Genomic DNA, 18934 nt, shown 5'->3' on the forward strand with positions numbered 1-18934 from the left:
CACCGGCACCTGGGAGGCGTCGCGGCCGACCCGGGGACGCCGGCGCGCGGCCGGCGACGGCGTGCCTCGGGGATGTTTGCCGAGCGTGACCCGCGTACTTCCCGACAACCTACGGAGACGACATGAGTTCGATCAGGGTGGAGGACGGCTACCTCTCGCTGTTCAACATCTTCCACACCGAAGGGGCGCCGGGGCAGGACCAGCTGTTCGAGACGTTCCGCGGGCTGCCCCCGGCGGACGTCCAGCCGGGTCTGGTCTCGGGCAACATCCACCGCGGCACCGACGGCCGTTCCGTCCTCAACTACGCCCAGTGGGAGAGCCAGGCGGCCTATGACGCCTTCAGGGCCGAGACTGCGACCAAGGGCCGACTCGACCACGCCCTGACCTTCTCCCGGATGGACAGCGTCGCCACCGAGGTGGTCCACACCTGGCAGCCGGCCCCCCGCCTGTCGGTGGACGACGGCCTGCTCACGACGGTCGTGGTGATCATCACCACCCCCGAGCACCAGGCCGAAGTGCTGAAGGAACTGGTCCAGGACGACCCGGAGCTTGCCGACGCTCCCGGGTTCGTCTCCGACGCGGTGCACCGGGACCGGTCCGGGAGGCACGTCATCAAATACGCCCAGTGGGCGGACGAGGCGGCCTTCCGGTCCTACCTCGGCAAGCAGCGGTCGCGGTCGGCGGTGGAGGACCTGATCAGCGTCGAGATCTACCTCAGCCGGCTCGAGTACATCCGGGGCCGGTCGTGACCGCCGCCGGCGGCTGGCCGGACCCGGCGGCGGTCCGGGTGACGGCCGAGTCCGCCGGCCGAGGCGCCGCCGAGGCGGACGCCTCGGGGCGGGTCGGCGCCGAGACCGTCGAGGCGCTGGCGGAGGCCGGCTTCCCCAGCGCCTTCGTGCCCGAGCGCTGGGGCGGCGCGGGCGCCACCTGCGGCGCGGTGGTCAAGGCGGTGGCGGAGGTCGGCGCGGGTTGTGCGTCCGCGGCCTGGATCGCCTCGCTGCTGGCCTACAACGGGCGATTCGCGGCCTACCTCCCGACCGAGGGCCAGGAGGAGGTGTGGGCGAAGGGCCCGCACACCCGGCTGGTCAGCTCGATGGTGGCATCCGGCGTCCGGGCCGAGCCGTTGCCCGGCGGCTGGCAGCTCTCCGGCTCCTGGCTCTACGTCAGCGGCGTGGAGTTCGCCGACTGGGCGCTGGTCAGCTCCTCCCTGCCGCGGGAGGCTGACCGGAACGTGCGGGTGTTCGCCGTGCCCCGCGACGTGTTCACGTACGAGGACACGTGGGAGGCGATCGGCATGCACGCCACCGGTAGCCACACCCTCACCGTGGCCGACGCGTTCGTGCCGGAGTACCGGGCGTTCGTCTGGGACGATATGCGGCAGGGCATCCTGGCCGGACCGGCCACCCGGGCCCAGTCCGCCCCGCTGTTCTCGGTGAACGGCCTGACCTTCGCCGCGCCGATCCTGGGCGCGGCCCGCGGCGCCCAGAGCGTGGCCGGGCAGCACCTGTCCGTGCAGCCCAACGGCCCGCGCGCCGCGGCCAGGGAGTCGAGCCTGCTGGCCTTCGCACGCGCGGCGACGGAGATCGACGCCGCGGACCTCCTGCTGCAGCGGGTCGCCGACACCGCCGACGGGGGCCTGCTCGACGACGACCTGGCCGTCCGCAGCCACCGCGACGCGACCGTGGCGGTGCAGATCCTGGTGGGCGCGGTGGACCGGCTGTTCGGGGTGACCGGCACCCGGGGCCAGGCCAGGTCGCACCGCATGCAGCGGATCTGGCGCGACGTGCACACCGCCGGCTCGCATGCCGCCCTGCAGTTCGAACCGGCCGGCCTGGGCTACGCCCGCCGCCTGCTGTCGGCGTGACCGGTCCGGGCCGGCCGCTGACGTCCGCGCCCGGGTCTGCCGGCCTGCGCCCCCGCGCGCAGGGCCGGTGATCTGTGACCGCATTCCAAGCCCGAAAGGATCCCCATGGCTGCCCGGGAATTCACCCTCGACGACCTGCTTCGCATCCTGGTCGAAGCGGCAGGCGCCGACGAGTCCGTCAACCTGGAAGTGGACATCCTCGACACGGACTTCGAGTCCCTCAACTACGAGTCGCTGGCCCTGCTGGAGACCGGCGGTCGCATCGAGCGCGAGTACGGCATCACGCTGGAGGATGACGCGCTGAGCATCGAGCACACGCCTCGCAAACTGATCGAACTGGTCAACGCCCACCTGAACACGACGGACTGACGATGACCCGCACCAGCGGCGAACCGCTGTCGGCGGTGGGCGCACGGGTGCGCCGCATCCGGGTGAGTGCCGGGGACCTCGCGCTGTCGGGGCTACTCGGCGAGCCGGAGGGCGCACCGCCCCGGGCTGTGGTGGTCGCCCTGCACGGCGCTGGTATGAGCGCCGAGTACTTCCACGGCAAGGCCCACCAGGACGTGTCGCTGGCCGCCCTGGGTACGCTGCTCGGCTTCACCGTCCTTGCACTGGACCGGCCGGGGTACGGCGCCTCCGCCGCGGGTGCGCCGCACGGCCGGACCCTGGACGAACAGGCCGCGGCCGTCCACGCGGCCCTGGCGTGGTTCGCCGACCGCCACCCGGTGGGCGCGGGGTTCTTCCTGCTGGGCCACTCCTACGGCGGCAAGGTCGCGCTGACCGCGGCCGCCCAGCCCGCCGGCGCGGATCTGCTGGGCGTTGACGTGTCGGGCTGCGGCCAGGAGTACGCCGTGCCCGACGACCTCCTCGACGACCGCCGCTCGGAGCACTGGACCAAGAACTGGGGGGCGCTGCGCTGTTACCCGCCCAGCACGTTCACGCTCAGCAAGTCGTTGGTCTCGCCGGTACCGAAGCAGGAACGGGCCGAGGCACGGCGGTGGCCCGGCCAGTTCGCCCAGGTCGCCGCCGCGGTCCGCACGCCGGTCCGGTTCACCTTCGCCGAGCACGAGTCGTGGTGGCGGCACGACGAGACCGCCGTCGGCGATCTGCGGGCCAGGTTCACCTCCTCGCCGCGAGTGCTGGTGGAGCGCCAGCCGGACAGTGGCCACAACATCAGCCTGGGCTGGAGCGCGCGTTCGTACCACCTGAGGGCACTGGGCTTCCTGGAGGAGTGCCTGGCCTCGGACGCCCGGCGTCGCGAACACCCGCTGCATCCCTGAACGCGCCACACCGAATCACGGGAGAGAACAGGACATGTCGCAACAGGAGAAGCGGTCCGCACTCGTCACCGGAGCCACCAGCGGGATCGGCCTCGCGATCGCCCGGCTCCTCGGGAGGGAGGGCTACCAGCTGTACATCGGCTCGCGCAGCGCCGACAACGTGACCTCGACCGTGAAGCAGCTGCGGGACGAGGGCGTGGAGGTCGACGGCTCGGTCGTGGACGTCCGGTCGGGCACCGACGTGCGCGCCTTCGTGCAGGCAGCGGTCAACGCCTACGGGCCCGTCGACGTACTGGTCAACAACGTCGGGCGCAGCGGCGGCGGGGTCACCGCGGACATCGAGGACGAGTTGTGGGAGGACGTCATCGAGACGAACCTCAACAGCGTCTTCCGGGTGACCCGCGAAGTGCTCAATACCGGCGGAATGCGCGGCAGGGACCGCGGCAGGGTCATCAACATCGCCTCCACGGCCGGCAAGCAGGGCGTGGTGCTCGGCGCGCCGTACTCGGCCTCCAAGCACGGCGTCGTCGGCTTCACCAAGGCGCTGGGCAACGAGCTGGCGCCCACCGGCATCACCGTGAACGCGGTGTGCCCGGGCTACGTGGAAACGCCCATGGCACAGCGGGTCCGGCAGGGCTACGCCAACGCCTACGGCACCACCGAGGACGCGATCTTGGAGAAGTTCCAGGCCAAGATCCCGCTCGGCCGGTACTCCACCCCTGAGGAAGTGGCCGGCCTGGTCGGCTACCTGGCCTCCGACACCGCGGCCTCCATCACCTCGCAGGCACTCAACGTCTGCGGCGGACTCGGCAACTTCTGACCTTCGAGGAGATGACCCATGACCACCCGTGAGGTCGAACACGAGATCATCGCCGACGCCCCGGCCGAAACCGTCTTCCGGCTCATCGCCGAGGTGGAGAACTGGCCGCGGATCTTCCCGCCGACCATCCACGTGGAGTACGTGGAGCGGGGCGCCGACCACGAGCGCATCCGGATCTGGGCGACCGCCAACGGCGAGCCGAAGAACTGGACGTCGCGCCGCACCCTGGCCCCCGCCGACCTGCGGATCGACTTCCGCCAGGAGGTGTCGACACCGCCGGTGGCGGCCATGGGCGGCACGTGGATCATCGAGCCCGCCATGGCGACCCGCTCGAAGATCCGGCTGCTGCACGACTACCGGGCGGTGGACGACGCCCCGGAGAACCTGAAGTGGATCGACGAGGCCGTGGACCGCAACTCGCGCTCGGAGTTGGCCGCGCTGCGCGCCAACGTCGAGCGCGCCCACGCCGAGGCCGAGCTCACCTTCTCCTTCGAGGACACCGTCGCGGTGGACGGCGCGGCCAAGGACGTCTACGACTTCATCAACGAGGCACACCTGTGGTCCGAGCGGCTGCCGCACGTGGCCAAGGTGCGCCTGTCCGAGGGCACCCCGGGGCTCCAGTCGCTGGAGATGGACACCCGGGCGCAGGACGGCTCGGTGCACACCACCAAGTCCTACCGGGTGACGTTCCCGCACTACAGGATCGCCTACAAGCAGGTGACCCTGCCCGCGCTGATGAACCTGCACACCGGCTACTGGACGTTCGCCGAGACCGACAGCGGCGTCACCGCGTCCTCGCAGCACACAGTGGTGCTCAACACCGCGAACATCGCCCGGGTTCTCGGCAATGACGCCACGGTGGCCGACGCCCGGGAGTACGTGCGCAACGCGCTGAGCACCAACAGCCGGGCCACCCTCGGCCACGCGAAGGCGTATGCCGAGGGTCGGCGCTGAGGCCCACAGAGGACGGATGGCGGTGAGCCGTGAGGCCGTCTGACGCCCTCGGGCCCGGCGAGCCGGCGGACTTGTCGCTGTGGGTGGTCCGGCCGCCACGGCCGGACACTCCCGCGGCGTCCCGGCTGGCGGTCGGCGAGCTGGACGCGTCGGAGACCGGGCGGGCGGGGCGGTTCGTGCGCCCGCAGGACCGGGTGCAGTACCTGGCCGCGCACATCGCGCTGCGCCGGGTGCTGGCGGCCCGTGCCGGGTGTCCGCCGGGGGCACTGCGGCTGGGGCGGGAGCCCGGGCCGCCGGGGACGCGTTTCACCGGCCGCCCGGTGCTGGTAGACCCGCCGGCCCCGGTGCACTTATCGCTGTCCCACAGCCACGGCCTGATCCTCATCGGCACGGCGTCGGTGGTGGTCGGTGTGGACGTGCAGCGCGTGCCGACGCAGAAGACGGTGGAGCTGTGCGGGCCCTCCTTGCACCCGGCGGAATGGAGCGAGTTGGCCAAGCGGCCCGCGGCGCGGCAGCCTGCCGCCTTCGGGCAGCTGTGGGCCCGCAAGGAGGCGTACCTGAAAGGTCTGGGCACGGGCCTGCGGCGCAGCCCGGCGCTGGACTACGTGGGGGACGCGGCGGATCTCTGCGCTCCGCCTCACCCGTTCGGCTGGATCGTCCGGGACGTGCCGGTCGGGTCGCGGCACACCGCCGCTGCCGCCCTGGCCGTGGCCACAGAACCGACCATCACCCTGCGCTCACTGCCCGTGTCATGCCTGTACGGCGGCGACGCGGGACAGCCGCTGTCCGCGGCGCCGCTACTGGCTTGGAGGAGGAAAGGTTCATGGACGCTTCGGTGGTCATCGTGGGAGCGGGCCCTGCGGGGCTGATACTCGCCGGGGAACTGCGCCTGGCGGGCGTCGACGTGACGGTGCTCGAACGCCTGGAACAGCGCACCGGCGAGTCCCGCGGAATCGGCTTCACCATCCGCACCATGGAGGTGTTCGACCAGCGCGGGGTGCTGCGCCGGCTCGGCTCGATCGAGACAGTCACCGCCGGGCACTTCGGCGGTCTGCCGCTGGACCTGGGGGTGCTGGGGGCGGCGCACGGGGCGGCTCGCACCGTGCCGCAGTCGGTGACCGAACAGGCCCTGGAGGGATGGGCCAGGGAGTTGGGCGCCGACATCCGGCGCGGGCAAGAGGTCCAGGCGCTGGAGGACACCGGTGACGGGGTGACCGTCACGGTGGCCCGCGGCGACAGCCAGGAAACGCTTCGAGCCCGCTACCTGGTCGGCTGCGACGGCGGGCGCAGTACCGTGCGCAAGCTGGCCGGGTTCGACTTCCCGGGCACCGACGCCACGACCGAGATGCTATTGGCGGACGTCCGCGGGGTGGAACTCGAACCGCGGATGAGCGGCCAGCAGATCGGCAACGGCTTCCTGATGGTCGCGAAGCTGCCCGGCGGCATCCACCGGCTGATCGTGGGCGAACGCGGCATCGCGCCGCGCCGACGCACCGGCCCGCCGCCGTTCTCCGAGGTCGCCGACGTGTGGAAGCGGCTGACCGGTAGTGACATCTCGCACGCCGAGCCGCTGTGGGTCAGCGCCTTCGGCGACGCCGCGCGGCAGGTCACCGAGTACCGTCGCGGTCGCGTGCTGCTGGCCGGCGACGCCGCCCACGTGCACCTGCCCGCGGGCGGGCAGGGCATGAACACCAGCATCCAGGACTCCTACAACCTGGGCTGGAAGCTGGCGTCGGTGCTTGCCGGCCACGCCCCGGAGGAGTTGCTCGACACCTATCACAGCGAGCGCCATGAGGTGGGGCGACGGCTGCTGGCCAACACGCGGGCGCAGAGCCAGTTGATCCTGGGCGGCGAGGAGGCGCAGCCGCTGCGTGAGGTGCTGTCTGAGCTGCTCCAGTACCCGGAGATCGTGCGCCACCTGGCGGCCAAGGCCAGTGGTCTGGACATCCGTTACGACGTCGGCGGTGGCACCAACCCGCTGCTGGGCCGCCGGCTGCCGCACCTTCCGCTGACCGCCGGCGCCCGTACCACCAGCACCACCGAGTTGCTGCGGGCCGGCCGCGGTGTGCTGCTGGACCTCGACGACAACGCCAAGCTGCGTGACCGCGCGGCGCCGTGGCGGAACCGGGTCGACATCATGACCGTGACCGCGGATCCCGAGCACGTCCCTCCGGGCGGCACCACGGCGGTGCTGGTACGCCCCGACGGTTATGTGGCGTGGGCCGCGCCCGGCAGCCACCAGGACCTGGTGACGTCGCTGACCCGCTGGTTCGGGCCGGCGACGTGACGCCTCCGAGGACACGCCGCGGACGCCGCCCGCCCCATCCCCTGTGTGAGAGAGAAGCCCATGACCGCTGAGTCCGCACGCATCGCCGTTGTCACCGGAGCCAACAAAGGGATCGGCCGGGAGATCGCCCGGCAGCTGGCCGAGTGCGGCCTGGTCGTCTACCTGGGGGCCCGCAGCGAGCAACGCGGCCGGGAGGCCGCGAGCGCGCTGCGCGCCGACGGCCTCGACATCCGCTTCCTGCACCTGGACGTCACCGACGAGACGTCCGTGGCGCTGGCCGCCAAACGGCTGGAGGAGGAGGTGGGGGTGGTGCACGCGCTGGTCAACAACGCCGGTGTCGGCGGCCCTTACCTGCCTCCCAGCCAGACCTCGTCCGCGCAGGTGCGGGAGACCTACGACACCAACGTCTTCGGGGTCATCACCGTGACCAACGCGCTGCTGCCGCTCCTGCGCCGGGCCGGGTCGGCCCGGATCGTCAACGTCAGCAGCGCGGTCGGCTCGCTGTCGGCGGCGGCGGCGAACCTCGACCCGACCGGGGTGCACCCGCCCGGCGAGTTCCCGACGCTGCTGGCGTACAACACGGCCAAGGCCGCGCTCAACTCGGTCACCGTGACGTACGCCAACGAACTGCGCGGCACCGGCATCCTCGTCAACGCCGCCTCTCCGGGCTTCGTGGCGACCGACATCAACGGCCATCACGGCATCCTCACCCCCGAGCAGGGCGCGCACATCCCGGTGCTCCTGGCCACACTCGGCGAGGACGGGCCGACGGCCACCTTCCTGGGCGAGAACGGCACGCTCGAAGGACAGGTGCTGGACTGGTGACCGGTCCCCGTCCGGCGCCTGCCAGCCGCTCGGCGGTGCGGGAGCGGTGGGACGCACGCCGGCGGATCTTGCTGGCGGTGCTGTCCGGCAACATGCTGCTGGACGCGGTCGAGGTGTCGGTGGTGCTCATCGCGCTGCCCACCATCGCCGACCGGCTGGGCCTGAGCCCGCTGGCCGCTCAGTGGCTGATGAGCGGCTTCGCCCTCGGCTTCGCCGCGCTGCTGCCGCTCGGCCCGGCGCTCGCCGGCCGGGTCGGGCGGCGTCCGGTCTACCTGGGCGCGATGCTGCTGTTCGGCCTGGCCTCGGTGGTCGGCGGGCTGGCGGACAGTCTGGCGGTGCTGGTGGTCATCCGGCTGCTGAAGGGCGCATGCGCGGCCCTGACCGCCCCGGCGGGACTGGCCATCATCAGCGACATCTTTCCCGACGGGCCGCAGCGGCGGCGGGCCCTCGCGGTGTACTCGTTCTTCGGCGCCGGCGGCTTCACCTCCGGACTGTTGCTCGGCGGGGCGTTGCTGGAGGCCGGCTGGCGCTGGGTCTTCGTCTTCCCCGCGCCGGTCGCCCTGGTGCTGTTCCTGGGCGGCATGCGCGTGCTGCCCAGGAACCAGGGCGGGGCACGGCCGGGGCTGCCGCGTCCGGCGCTGCTGCGGGAGGGCTCCCTGCTGGGCTCGGCGCTGGGGGCGGCCTCGCTCAACGGCACCTATCAGAGCCTGCTGCTGGTGATGGTCTTCCAGTCAGTGGGCGGCTTCGGCTGGGCGCCGTGGTGCACCGCGCTGGCGCTGCTGCCCGCGTGCGTGCCGCTGGCGGTGACCATTCCCTTCGCCGGCCGACTGATCGCCCGGTACGGCGGCGGCCGGCTGATCACGCTCGGCGCGCTCTTCCCCCTGCTGGGCTACGGCCTGTACCTCGCCCGGCCCGAAGGCAGCCCGTACGTGCAGGGGATGCTCCCGGCGCTGCTGCTGGTGGAGGCCGGCTTCTGCTGCTCGTTCGTGGCCCTCAACATGCGCGCCACCGCGTCACTCGCCCCGGCCGACCGCGGCGCGGCGGTGTCGCTGTACCAGATGTGCGTGCAGTTGGGCGCCGCGGTGCTGCTGCCGCTGGTCGCGCTGCTGCTCACCCACGGCGACGGGCCGCGCCCGGCGCTGACCCTCATCACGGCGGCCGGCGCGCTGGGCCTGCTGGTCCCGCTCGCCGTACGCCGCGTTTCCGCCAGGTCCAGCCCCGGCCCTGACCCACGAGCCCCCGGCGGGCCCGCGCCGTACCCGTCCCGCACACCACCACAAGGAGACGTCCCCCATGGCTGACCAATCGCCCGAGACGCAGGTGCACCCCGGCCCGATCATGGGCCTGATGTCCGGCTACTGGCAGGTGAGGATTCTGCTGGCGGCCCTGGAGCACGACATCTTCACCGAGTTGTCGAAGGGGCCGGCCACCTCCGGCGAGGTCGCCGACCGCGTCGGCCTGGTCAAGCTCGGCACGCACGACCTGCTCACCGGCCTCGGCCACCTCGGCCTGCTCCAGGTCGCGGACGGCAAGTTCGGCAACTCCCCCGTCTCCGACCGCTTCCTGGTCCGCGGGCGCCCGGAGTTCCTCGGAGGGTACCTGCGGTTCTGCGAGCAGGAGCTGAACCCGGCCTGGGACGGCCTGGCGACCTCGCTGCGCACCGGCCGGCCGGCCAACCGCGCCGCGGTCGTCGGCAACCCGTACGACACCCTGTACTCCGACCCCGACGCCACCGACGGCTTCCTGGACAGCATGGACCTGCTCAGCACTCCGATCGGACTGGCCATCAGCCGGTACGACTGGAGCCGGTACTCCTCCTTCATCGACGTCGGTGGCGCCCGCGGCAACTTCGCGCACCAGGTGGTCACCGAGAACCCGCACCTGACCGCCGGTGTCTTCGACCTGCCCCCGCTGGAGGGCACCTTCAAGCGGCACATCGAGCGGCTGGGCGCGACCGCCTCGGGAATCACCTTCCACGGCGGCGACTTCTTCAAGGACAAGCTCCCCGAGGCCGATGTGATCGTCCTCGGCCACGTGCTGCACAACTGGGGTGTGGAAGACCGCGTCCAGCTGCTGAAGAACGTTTACGACGCGGTCCGGCCGGGTGGCGCCGTGTTCGTCTACGACCCGATGGCCGGCGGCGAGCAGCCGTCCCTGCACGCGGTGTTGGCGGGGCTGGCGATGCTGGTGTGGTCGCGGGGCGGCCACGAGTACTCCGTCAAGGAACTGCACGGCTGGCTGCGGGAGGCGGGTTTCTGGCCGGAGACCGCCGAGGTCCCGGACCTGCACGAGGACGTGCTGGTCATCGGTCACAAGGACGCCTGACAGCCGCGGCGCCGGGCGCGTCGGCGGTGCCGCCCCACCGCGAGTCCGGCGGGCCATCCCTCACCACCAACTCTCTCCGGAGTCCTGACATGAAGATCGAAAACAGCGTTGGCGTCGTCACCGGGGCGGCCAGCGGCATCGGCAAGGCCATCGCGGAGGCGCTGGTCGAGGCCGGCGCACGCGGTGTCGTGGTCTCCGACATCGACGGCGAGGGCGCCGAGAAGGTGGCCGCGGCAATCGGCGACGCCGCGCTCGCGGTGCAGGCCGACGTCGCCGACGAGGACGCCGTCCGGGCGCTGGTGGCGCGCGCCCAGGAACGGTTCGGCGCCGTCGACCTGTTCGTCTCCAACGCGGGCCTCCCTGTGGCGGGCGGGTACGAGACGTCGGACGAGGACTGGAAGCGCGTCCTCGATGTCAACTTGATGGCGCACGTGTACGCCGCGCGCGCGGTGCTCCCGACGATGCTGACGACCGGCCGCGGCCACCTGCTCCAGACGATCGCGGCGTGCGGGGTACTCACCGCGTTCGGGGCGGCGGCGTACTCGGTCGCCAAGCAGGGCGCGGTGGCGTTCGCCGAGTACATCGCGATCGAGCACGGCGGCCAGGGCATCGGCGTCTCGTGCCTGCTGCCACAGGCGGTCGACACGCCGATGCTGGCCGCCGGTGTCGAGAGCAGCGAGCAACTCGCCCTGCTCAAGGCGCACTCGGAGGTGCTGGAGCCGGAGCAGGTGGCGGCGGCGGCGCTGAAGGGAGTGGAGGAGAACCGGATACACATCTACACCCACACCGGCTCGGCGGAGTCCTTCCAACTGCGCGCCCAGGACCCCGACCGGTGGGTGGCCGAGATGCGGGCGATCCGTACCGGCCGGCCCGCCGCCTGATCGAGGAGACGGTCGCGAACGGTGCGGGCGCCGGAGCAGGTGGCGGCGCCCGCGTCAGGCCGTCCAGCCCCGCCCGCCGCTGCTTTCGCCGCGCTGCTCCGCCGTAATGCGCGCCACAGAGGAAGGGAATCTCCATGGACGAGGGAAAACTGCGGCTCGTCGTGATCATCGGATCGGCCCGCGAGGGCCGCACCGGTCCGGCCGTCGCGAGGTGGTTCGTCGAGGAGACCAGGTCTTTCGGGCTGTTCGATGTCGACGTGGTCGATCTCGGCGACGTCGAACTGCCCCTGACGCTGACCCAGGTACCCAGCACCGAGTTCGCGCGAGTGGTTTCCGACCTCGGCGCACGCCTGGAGTCGGCGGACGCGTTCGTCGTGATCACCCCCGAGTACAACCACAGCTTCACGGCACCGCTGAAGAACCTGATCGACTGGCACCGCACCCAGTGGCAGGCCAAGCCGGTGGGCTTCGTCAGCTACGGCGGGCTGTCCGGCGGGCTGCGGGCCGTGGAGCAGTTGCGTCAGGTCTTCGCCGAACTGCACGCCGCCACGATCCGCGACACCGTCAGCTTCCACCAGGTGTGGGAGCGGATCGGCGAGGACGGCCGGCTGCGCGGCTCCGACGCCACCATCCCGGCCAAGGTGATATTGGAGAAGCTCCAGTGGTGGGCGGCGGCGCTGAAGGACGCCCGTGTGCTGCGGCCCTACTCCGCCTGATCAAGGTGTCCGACCACCCTGCCGCGAGGTGCTCAGCGAGGGGGACGAGATGAGTGCTGCCCGGGTATGCGGCGGCCACCGCGCGCCGTGGCCGGACGCCGGGCTGATCCGGGCCGCCGCGGCCACGGCCGGCCGACACGCCCTGGACGCGGACGTGTCCGGGAGCCTGGCGCCGGAGACGGTCGCGGCGCTGGCCGCGGCCGGCTTCCCCGGCTGTTTCGTACCGGAACCGCTGGGCGGGGCCGGCGCCACGTTCGGCGCGGCGACGCGGGCAGTGGCGGCGATCGGCGAGGAGTGCGCCGCCGCTGCCTGGATCGCGTCGCTGTGGGCGTACAGCGGTCGGCTCGGCGCCTTCCTGCCGGCCGAAGGGCGGGCGGAGATGTGGGCGAAGGACCCGCAGGCGCGGCTGGTCAGCTCGACGGCCGGCAGCGGGGTGCGGGCGACCCCGGTGGCCGGGGGCTGGCTGCTCTCCGGTGCGTGGCGCTGCGCGGGCGGAGCGGAGTCCGCCGACTGGGCGCTGCTCAGCTCGGCGGCGCCGCGCACCGGAGACCGGTCGGTGCTGGTGTTCGCCGTGGACCGGGACTCCTTCACCCACCGCGGCGACTCCTCGACGCTGGGTATCCGGGCCACCGGCGGCCACACCCTGGTCGTGGAGCGCGCGTTCGTCCCGGAGCACCGGGGCTTCGTGTGGGACGACATGCGGCGGGGCCGCGCGCCCGGTCCCACGGCCACCGCCCACCTGGCTCCCCTGGCCGCGGTGACCGGCCTGGCGTTCGCGACGCCGATCCTGGGCGCGGCACGCGGCGCCCTGCGGCTGGCCGAGGAGCGCCTCGCGGTGCGGCCACGCCGGAGCGTGGCGAGGAGTTCGGTACGGATGCCGGGCCGGGTCGCGTTCGCCCGCTCGGCCGCCGAGATTGACGCGGCGGCCCTGCTGCTGTTCCGCGTGGCCGAGACCGCCGACGCGCGCCGGTTCGACGACGCGCCGGCCGCACGCGGCCGGCGCGACAGCACCCTGGCGGCGGAAATGCTGGTCGGGGCGGTGGACCGGCTGTTCCGGGCGGCCGGAAGCCAGGGCCAGGCGTCTTCCCACGCGATGCAGCGCATCTGGCGGGACGTGCACGCTGCGGGCGCGCACAGCGCCCTACGGTTCGAGCCCGCAGCGATCGGCTACGCACCCGGGCTGCGGTTCGCCTGACGCCGGAGAGCCCGGCACGGCCACGCGGATGTGTCAGGCGCTCGTACCGAGTTCGGTCCCGTCCTGGGGCCCGGCGGTCCGGTCACCGACGAAGACCACCGGAACCTTGTTGTCGAGCACAAGGCGGGCCAGCAGGCGGGCCAGCGTATCGCGCTCGTCGTCACCGAGCCCGGTCGACAGGTCTTGTATACGGCGGCAGGCATCGGTGTAGAAGCGGTCGGCGATCCGCGCTCCCCGGTCGGTGAGCGCCACCCGCACCGCGCGGCTGTCCCGAGGATCGGCCTCGCGCTGGACCAGGCCGTTGCTCTCGCTGCGGTCGACAAGGCCGCTGAGGCTGGATTTCGCCAGCCCCAGCACGGAGCTCAACTCGCCCATGCCGTAGGGCTGCGCCATCAGTGCGCACAGTAGTTGGCCCTGCTGAGATGTGAGGTCGTACTCCCGGGCAGCCCGGGCATACACGGAGTCCACCAGGAACGAGGATCTGACCAGTGCGCTCACAATCCCCATCTGGCTTTCATCATGCTTAGCCACACCGTCAGCGTACCTTACGAACGGTCATAAAGTTCGCGCCATGAACCACCGATGGGTGTGCACCGTTCGGATGCGGCCGTGGCATCACTGGCGAGGGTATGCCCCGCACGTGTCATGGCGATTGCAATTCGTGCTACGAACTAGTATCGTTCGTAACGCGAACCCAATGATTTGCAATCCGTATTCTGGAGGGTGAACCATGAGTGCAACAGTCGCGGTCGTCGGCGGAGGATACGGCGGCGCCGCCGTCGCCAAGGCTCTCGAAGCCGAAGCCGACGTCATCCTCATCGATCCCCGGGACGCGTTCGTCAACGCCGCCGCCTCGCTGCGCGCGCTGACCCGGCCGGACTGGGCGGGCAACGTCTTCTACCCCTTCGACACGCTGCTCACCCAGGGCAAGGTGATCCGCGGCCGTGCGGCGTCGGTCGACCCCCGCGGCGTCACCCTGGAGTCGGGTGAGCGGGTGGACGCGGACTACGTCGTGCTGGCCACCGGTTCCGCCTACGCCTACCCGGCCAAGCCCGTTTCGGACACGGTGAGCGAGGCGCTGAAGGACTTCCGCCGCACCCACAAGGAGGTGCTTGACGCCGACCGCGTACTCATCCTCGGCGCGGGGCCGGTCGGCCTCGAACTGGCCGGCGAGATCAAGGAGATCTGGCCGGACAAGCAGGTGACCATCGTCGACCCGATCGTCGAACTCCTGCCCGGCTTCAAGCCCGAGGTCGTCGAGGACCTGCACCAGCAGCTCGACGAACTCGGTGTCGAGCTGCGGCTCGGCACCAGCCTGAAGGCCCTGCCGAGCACCGAGCCGAATCGCACCGGCACCTTCAAGGTCACCACCGACGCTGGCGACGAGATCACCGCCGACATCTGGTTCCGCGCCTTCGGGGTGGACATCAACAGCGGCTACCTCGCCGACGGTCGGCTGACCACGCTGACCCCGCAGGGCCAGGTCCCGGTGACCGAGAAGCTCAACGTGGACGGCCACGAGCACGTCTACGCGGTCGGTGACATCACCGACGTCGCGGAGACCAAGATGGCCGGGTACGCGATGCAGCACGCCGAGGTGGTCGCGAAGAACATCCTCGCGCAGATCAAGGGCGAGCAGCCCGAGGCGGTCTACCAGCCGCTGCCTCACCCGATGATCCTGCTCCCGCTCGGCCCGAGCGGCGGTGTCGGACAGCTGCCCTCGGCGGAGGGCCCGTTCGCCGCCCCGCGCACGGTCGTCTCGGAGTACAAGGGCTCGGACCTGTTCACCGGCCGCTTCATCGGACAGTTCGGCCCCACCGCCGGCTGACCCCGCGGTCGTCGCGCGCCCCCGTCGGCCGTCCGTCGGGGGCGGGCCGGCCGGTTCGCCCGTCACTCCACGCCGTACGCGTCGCGGTGCCGGTTCCGGCCTTCGTCAGACGTCTCCGAGCCGGAACCCCACACCGCGCACCGTGATGATCGACTCGCTGGTGCCGAGCTTGCTCCGCAGGCTGCTGACGTGGGTGTCGAGGGTCCGTAAGGACCACGAGCCGCCCCATATCCGCACCATGATCTGTTTACGTGGAATCACGCTGCCCGGTTGGGAGGCGAGCAGGTGCAGCAACTTGAACTCCTTGGGCGTCAACTGGACATCCTTGCCGTCCCAAGTGACCTGGCGCGAGGTCATGTCGATCCGCAGCCGTCCGTGCGCGACGACGTCCGCCGATGTGCTCCGCGGAGTGATGCGCCGCATCACCGCCTCTATACGTGCCATCAGCTCCCGGAAGCCGTACGGCTTGACCAGATAGTCGTCGGCGCCGGCCTGCAGGCCGAGCACCCGGTCGAGTTCGCTCTCCCGTCCCGTGACCACGATCAGCGGCGTGTCGCAGACGGCACGGATGCTTCGACAGACCTCCAGCCCGTCGAAGTCGGGAAGATCGAGGTCGATCAGCACCAACTCGGCGCCGCCGAAGGCATCCAGGGCCTCACTGCCGTTCTTGGCGAGGCTGACATCGTGCCCCTGCCTGCGCAGCCCCTGCGTCAGCACTCGCGCGTCGCCGCGGTCGCTCTCGACCACGAGCACACGCCAGCCGCTGGGCCGCACGGGTAAGTCGCGCTCGCCAGCGGCATTTGGGTTCATCCCGGGGTGGTCCGCCATGGTGCAGACAGATCCTTTCGAAGAGAGCCTTGACTCAGTCTCAGGCGCGTTCCGAATGTGGCGACAGCCAGGCGGGGGTCCGGAGGATTTTGTGTCTGCACACGTACATGAGGCCGTCGAGGGGCGGATTGAGTTATGGCACCCTTCCCTCCCCGGCGCCGGGCCGGCGTCACGAGCGTGACGGACGAAGGGCCCGGAGGACTTCAGGGGGCGAGGAACCGACGAGCGAACTCTCCATGGACGGCCACCGATCACGGCGTTTGTCTTTGCGACATAAAACGCCGACACGCGCGAACTACTCGGCGCCGGAAACGTAGCCCCCCGATCCACAGCATATTCCGTGCAGCACGCGCTTCAACGGTCGTCCCGGTTTGCAAACTACGATGCTGGCTCCGCACGCCCCCCTCGAAGTGCCAGCTTCCCCCGCAGCAACGAAAACGCCCATTTCCTTGAAAATTACATGACGCCTCGCGTTCAGGTCAAGGGCGATTGAAGCAGCCCCCTTCGCCCCGCCGTGCAATTAACCACGCTGCCTGGGATTATGGAGATCGGCCTTGGCATAATCACAAAGCCGCACCGGGAAATTTTTACATAACCTTTAATTATCTCGAAGGCCCCTGACCGCTCGCGCACTGGTCACGTGGAGCGTGAATCAAGAATCGTGACCCGTGATGCGTGGTCTATTGCACACACCTTTCTTACGTACACAGTGGGGGGTCGTGTCGACCGGCTCGGCCGGACACGACCCCCGTGACCCTCACGCGCAGACTCGTCGAACTCAGTGATCCCTCTCCTTGGCGATCGCCGCACGGACCGCGGGCACGATCTCCCCACTCCAGCGCTGCAGTGAGGCGAGGTCGGCGGTGTCGCCCTGGGGCGAGAAGAGCACGAAGCCCGACGCGCCGTGCTCCAGCACCGCTCCGGTGAGCTCATCGATCCACTGGTCGACCGAGCCGCCGAGCCAGCGGCCTTCGCGGTCACGGGTGGACGACGAGGGCCGGGTGGTGATCTGACCCGGCAGGTTGTAGACGGTGCGAATGTCCCGCGGGTCGCGGCCGGCCGCCGTCGCGGCCTGGTCGATGATCGGGCGCGAGGTCCGGTAGCGTTTGCTGAGCCAGTCCGCCGCGTGGCCGGGAATCCAGCCGTCGGCCACCCGGCCGGTGACGGCAAGGGACTTGGGACCGACTGAACCGGTCCACACCGGCGGCGCGGCGACCGGTGCTGGGTCGATCCGGTTGACTCGGTAGTGAACGCCCTCGAAAGTGACCGGCGGGCCACCCCCCGACAGCTTCTTGACCAGGACGATCGCCTCTTCGAAGGCGTCCACCGCCTGGCCGGCCGTCAGCCGCGGGACGCCCAGGTCGGTGATCCGGTCCCACAGCCCGCCGACGCCCAGGCCGAGCACGACCCGCCCGCCGGACAACGCGGAGAGCGTTGTCACCGCCCGGGCCAGCAGCGCCGGCGGCCGGGTCGGCAGGTTGCTGACGTTCACGAAGCCCGCCAGTCGCTCGGTGCGCCCGATGACGAACCCGAGCGTGGCGTACGCGTCCAGCCGCTCGCCGACGTACGGGTGGTCCGACAGGGAGAACAGGTCCAGCCCGTCCTGGTCGGCCTGTCGGGTCAGGCGCAGCAGCTCAGGCCCGGCGTCGATCGTGCCGTGCGCCCCGAATCCGAAGACGACTTGTTGTGCCACCAATGCGCTGCCCTTCGTGGGTTGTTTTCGTGTCGCGTCAACCGCGCCGTGGTCGGTCATGGGGTACACCGTCGAATGCGGGACCGGGTGCGTGCGCGCCGCTCGCTCACCAGGCGTACGCCTCGGGTGCGGGTCGGGACCCGTTCACCGCCGGGTTGAGGCCGGGAGCCGGGAACATCCGGTCCAGTGCGGCCAGCACGGCTTCGTCCAGGGTGATGTCCAGCGCGCGCAGAGAACTCTCCAACTGCCCGACCGTGCGCGGGCCGATGATCGGCCCGGTCACACCGTCCTGGGCCAGCAGCCACGCCAGCCCGACATGGGCGGGGTCCTCACCGATGTCGGCGGACAGCTTCTCGTACGCCTCGACGGTCTCCCGGTGTCCGGCGAGGGTCGCGACCGAGCGACCGGTGTTGCCGCGCAAGGCGCCGCCTTCCTTCGCCTTGCGCAGCACTCCGCCGAGTACTCCGCCGTTGAGCGGCGACCACGGGATCACGCCCAGACCGAAGTGCCGCGCGGCGGGCAGCACCTCCAGCTCGATCCACCTGTTCATCAGGTTGTAGACCGACTGATCGCTGACCAGCCCCAGGAAGTGGCGCGACCGAGCGGCTTCCTGCGCCAGGGCGATGTGCCAGCCGGCGAAGTTGGAGGACCCGAAGTAGAGCACCTTGCCCTGCTGGCGCAGGACTTGGAACGCTTCCCAGATCTCGTCCCACGGCGTGCTCCGGTCGACGTGATGCATCTGGTAGAGGTCGATGTGGTCGGTGCCCAGGCGCTTGAGCGACGCATCGGCTGCGCGCCGGATGTTGAGCGCGGACAGGAACCGCTCGTTGGGCCATTCCCCCGTGGGGATGTAGACCTTGGTCGCCAGGATGGTGCGCTCCCGACGTCCGCCGCCGGCGGCGAACCAACGGCCGATGATCGACTCGGTGAGGTCGGTGCCGCCTCTGGAGCCGTACACATTCGCCGTGTCGAAGAAGTTGATGCCGTGCTCATGCGCACGGTCCATGATCCGGTGGCTGTCCTCTTCGGAGGTCTCCGTGCCGAAGTTCATGGTGCCGAGCACCAGCCGGGACACGGAAAGGCCACTGCGACCCAGATGGATGTATTCCAAGTGTCAACCCCCAAATGCTGCCGAACGGATGGGCGAAGCGGCTGATCCCGGATCGGTCGGGAGTCTGCGCCGCGGCAGCCGCCCCGCTCCCCGCACCGGAGATCGTGACCGCCTCGGTCGTGCCCATCCCCTCCTCTGACCATAACTCGTAGCACGAACTGTATTAGTTCGCTCTGCGAACTGCAAGATCCTCTTGGGTGGATCCCCCCATCGTGGCCGACGACGTCGGCTCTGTTCGGGGCGGGACGTCTGATGGTGGTCCGAGTAGCAGCGGAGCGGCTGCGGAACAGCGCCTGCGCCGGCTTTTGACATCCCGTGATTCGTACG

General features: G+C 70.9%; 19 protein-coding genes. 15 read left to right on the plus strand and 4 right to left on the minus strand.

Features of this window, described 5'->3' with window-relative positions; genetic code table 11:
• Positions 1–122: 122 nt before the first annotated feature.
• The 14 genes from ABZW18_RS04190 to ABZW18_RS04255 all read left to right on the plus strand — a co-directional run bounded on the left by ABZW18_RS04190 (position 123) and on the right by ABZW18_RS04255 (position 13147).
• Positions 123–749, plus strand: a complete 627-nt coding sequence (locus tag ABZW18_RS04190) for an antibiotic biosynthesis monooxygenase family protein (RefSeq protein ID WP_356181818.1) — start codon at positions 123–125, stop codon at positions 747–749.
• The gene (locus ABZW18_RS04195) at positions 746–1864 is read left to right on the plus strand and encodes an acyl-CoA dehydrogenase family protein (protein WP_356181821.1); all 1119 of its coding nucleotides are present in this window, start codon (positions 746–748) and stop codon (positions 1862–1864) included. Before ABZW18_RS04190 ends, ABZW18_RS04195 begins: the two co-directional genes overlap by 4 nt.
• 105 nt (positions 1865–1969) lie before the next feature.
• The gene (locus ABZW18_RS04200) at positions 1970–2233 is read left to right on the plus strand and encodes an acyl carrier protein (protein ID WP_356181823.1); all 264 of its coding nucleotides are present in this window, start codon (positions 1970–1972) and stop codon (positions 2231–2233) included.
• A gap of 2 nt (positions 2234–2235) precedes the next feature.
• Positions 2236–3144 (plus strand): alpha/beta fold hydrolase, encoded by a 909-nt coding sequence (locus ABZW18_RS04205; RefSeq protein WP_356181826.1) that lies wholly within the window; start codon positions 2236–2238, stop codon positions 3142–3144.
• Between the two features lie 34 nt (positions 3145–3178).
• Entirely contained in the window at positions 3179–3964 is a 786-nt protein-coding gene (locus tag ABZW18_RS04210; RefSeq protein WP_356181828.1) for an SDR family NAD(P)-dependent oxidoreductase, read from the plus strand.
• A gap of 18 nt (positions 3965–3982) precedes the next feature.
• On the plus strand, positions 3983–4918 hold the full coding sequence (locus tag ABZW18_RS04215) for an aromatase/cyclase (protein ID WP_356181830.1): 936 nt from the start codon (positions 3983–3985) through the stop codon (positions 4916–4918).
• 29 nt (positions 4919–4947) lie between these two features.
• Complete coding sequence (locus ABZW18_RS04220; protein ID WP_356181833.1) at positions 4948–5787, plus strand: 4'-phosphopantetheinyl transferase superfamily protein; 840 nt, start codon at positions 4948–4950, stop codon at positions 5785–5787.
• Entirely contained in the window at positions 5742–7205 is a 1464-nt protein-coding gene (locus ABZW18_RS04225) for an FAD-dependent monooxygenase (protein WP_356181836.1), read from the plus strand. The genes ABZW18_RS04220 and ABZW18_RS04225 overlap by 46 nt, the downstream gene beginning before the upstream one ends.
• 60 nt (positions 7206–7265) lie before the next feature.
• Positions 7266–8030 (plus strand): SDR family oxidoreductase, encoded by a 765-nt coding sequence (locus ABZW18_RS04230; protein ID WP_356181838.1) that lies wholly within the window; start codon positions 7266–7268, stop codon positions 8028–8030.
• The gene (locus tag ABZW18_RS04235) at positions 8027–9331 is read left to right on the plus strand and encodes an MFS transporter (protein WP_356181841.1); all 1305 of its coding nucleotides are present in this window, start codon (positions 8027–8029) and stop codon (positions 9329–9331) included. Before ABZW18_RS04230 ends, ABZW18_RS04235 begins: the two co-directional genes overlap by 4 nt.
• Entirely contained in the window at positions 9324–10355 is a 1032-nt protein-coding gene (locus ABZW18_RS04240) for a methyltransferase (protein ID WP_356181844.1), read from the plus strand. Before ABZW18_RS04235 ends, ABZW18_RS04240 begins: the two co-directional genes overlap by 8 nt.
• 89 nt (positions 10356–10444) lie before the next feature.
• Entirely contained in the window at positions 10445–11236 is a 792-nt protein-coding gene (locus ABZW18_RS04245) for an SDR family oxidoreductase (RefSeq protein ID WP_356181847.1), read from the plus strand.
• A 134-nt stretch (positions 11237–11370) separates the two neighbouring features.
• Complete coding sequence (locus tag ABZW18_RS04250; RefSeq protein ID WP_356181850.1) at positions 11371–11952, plus strand: NAD(P)H-dependent oxidoreductase; 582 nt, start codon at positions 11371–11373, stop codon at positions 11950–11952.
• A 49-nt stretch (positions 11953–12001) separates the two neighbouring features.
• Positions 12002–13147, plus strand: coding sequence for an acyl-CoA dehydrogenase family protein (locus ABZW18_RS04255; protein ID WP_356181852.1), 1146 nt, complete (start codon positions 12002–12004; stop codon positions 13145–13147).
• A gap of 33 nt (positions 13148–13180) precedes the next feature.
• Here the strand turns inward: ABZW18_RS04255 and ABZW18_RS04260 are convergent, their stop codons facing one another.
• Positions 13181–13654 (minus strand): MarR family transcriptional regulator, encoded by a 474-nt coding sequence (locus tag ABZW18_RS04260; protein WP_356182014.1) that lies wholly within the window; start codon positions 13652–13654, stop codon positions 13181–13183.
• A 223-nt stretch (positions 13655–13877) separates the two neighbouring features.
• On the opposite strand from ABZW18_RS04260, the gene ABZW18_RS04265 reads away from it, so the two are divergent.
• Entirely contained in the window at positions 13878–14975 is a 1098-nt protein-coding gene (locus tag ABZW18_RS04265; protein WP_356181855.1) for an FAD-dependent oxidoreductase, read from the plus strand.
• A gap of 105 nt (positions 14976–15080) precedes the next feature.
• Here ABZW18_RS04265 and ABZW18_RS04270 read toward each other — a convergent pair whose 3' ends face one another.
• The 3 genes from ABZW18_RS04270 to ABZW18_RS04280 form a co-directional block, all read right to left on the minus strand.
• A complete protein-coding gene (locus ABZW18_RS04270) occupies positions 15081–15785 on the minus strand; it encodes a response regulator transcription factor (protein WP_356182016.1) in 705 nt (234 codons plus the stop codon).
• A gap of 796 nt (positions 15786–16581) precedes the next feature.
• The gene (locus ABZW18_RS04275) at positions 16582–17556 is read right to left on the minus strand and encodes an LLM class flavin-dependent oxidoreductase (protein ID WP_356181857.1); all 975 of its coding nucleotides are present in this window, start codon (positions 17554–17556) and stop codon (positions 16582–16584) included.
• Positions 17557–17602: 46 nt separating this feature from the next.
• Positions 17603–18607: an aldo/keto reductase gene (locus tag ABZW18_RS04280; RefSeq protein ID WP_356181859.1), complete on the minus strand. Its 1005-nt coding sequence runs from the start codon at positions 18605–18607 to the stop codon at positions 17603–17605.
• Positions 18608–18934 lie beyond the last annotated feature (327 nt).

Source organism: Streptomyces sp. NPDC004647 (genome assembly GCF_040609575.1).
Taxonomy (GTDB): domain Bacteria; phylum Actinomycetota; class Actinomycetes; order Streptomycetales; family Streptomycetaceae; genus Streptomyces.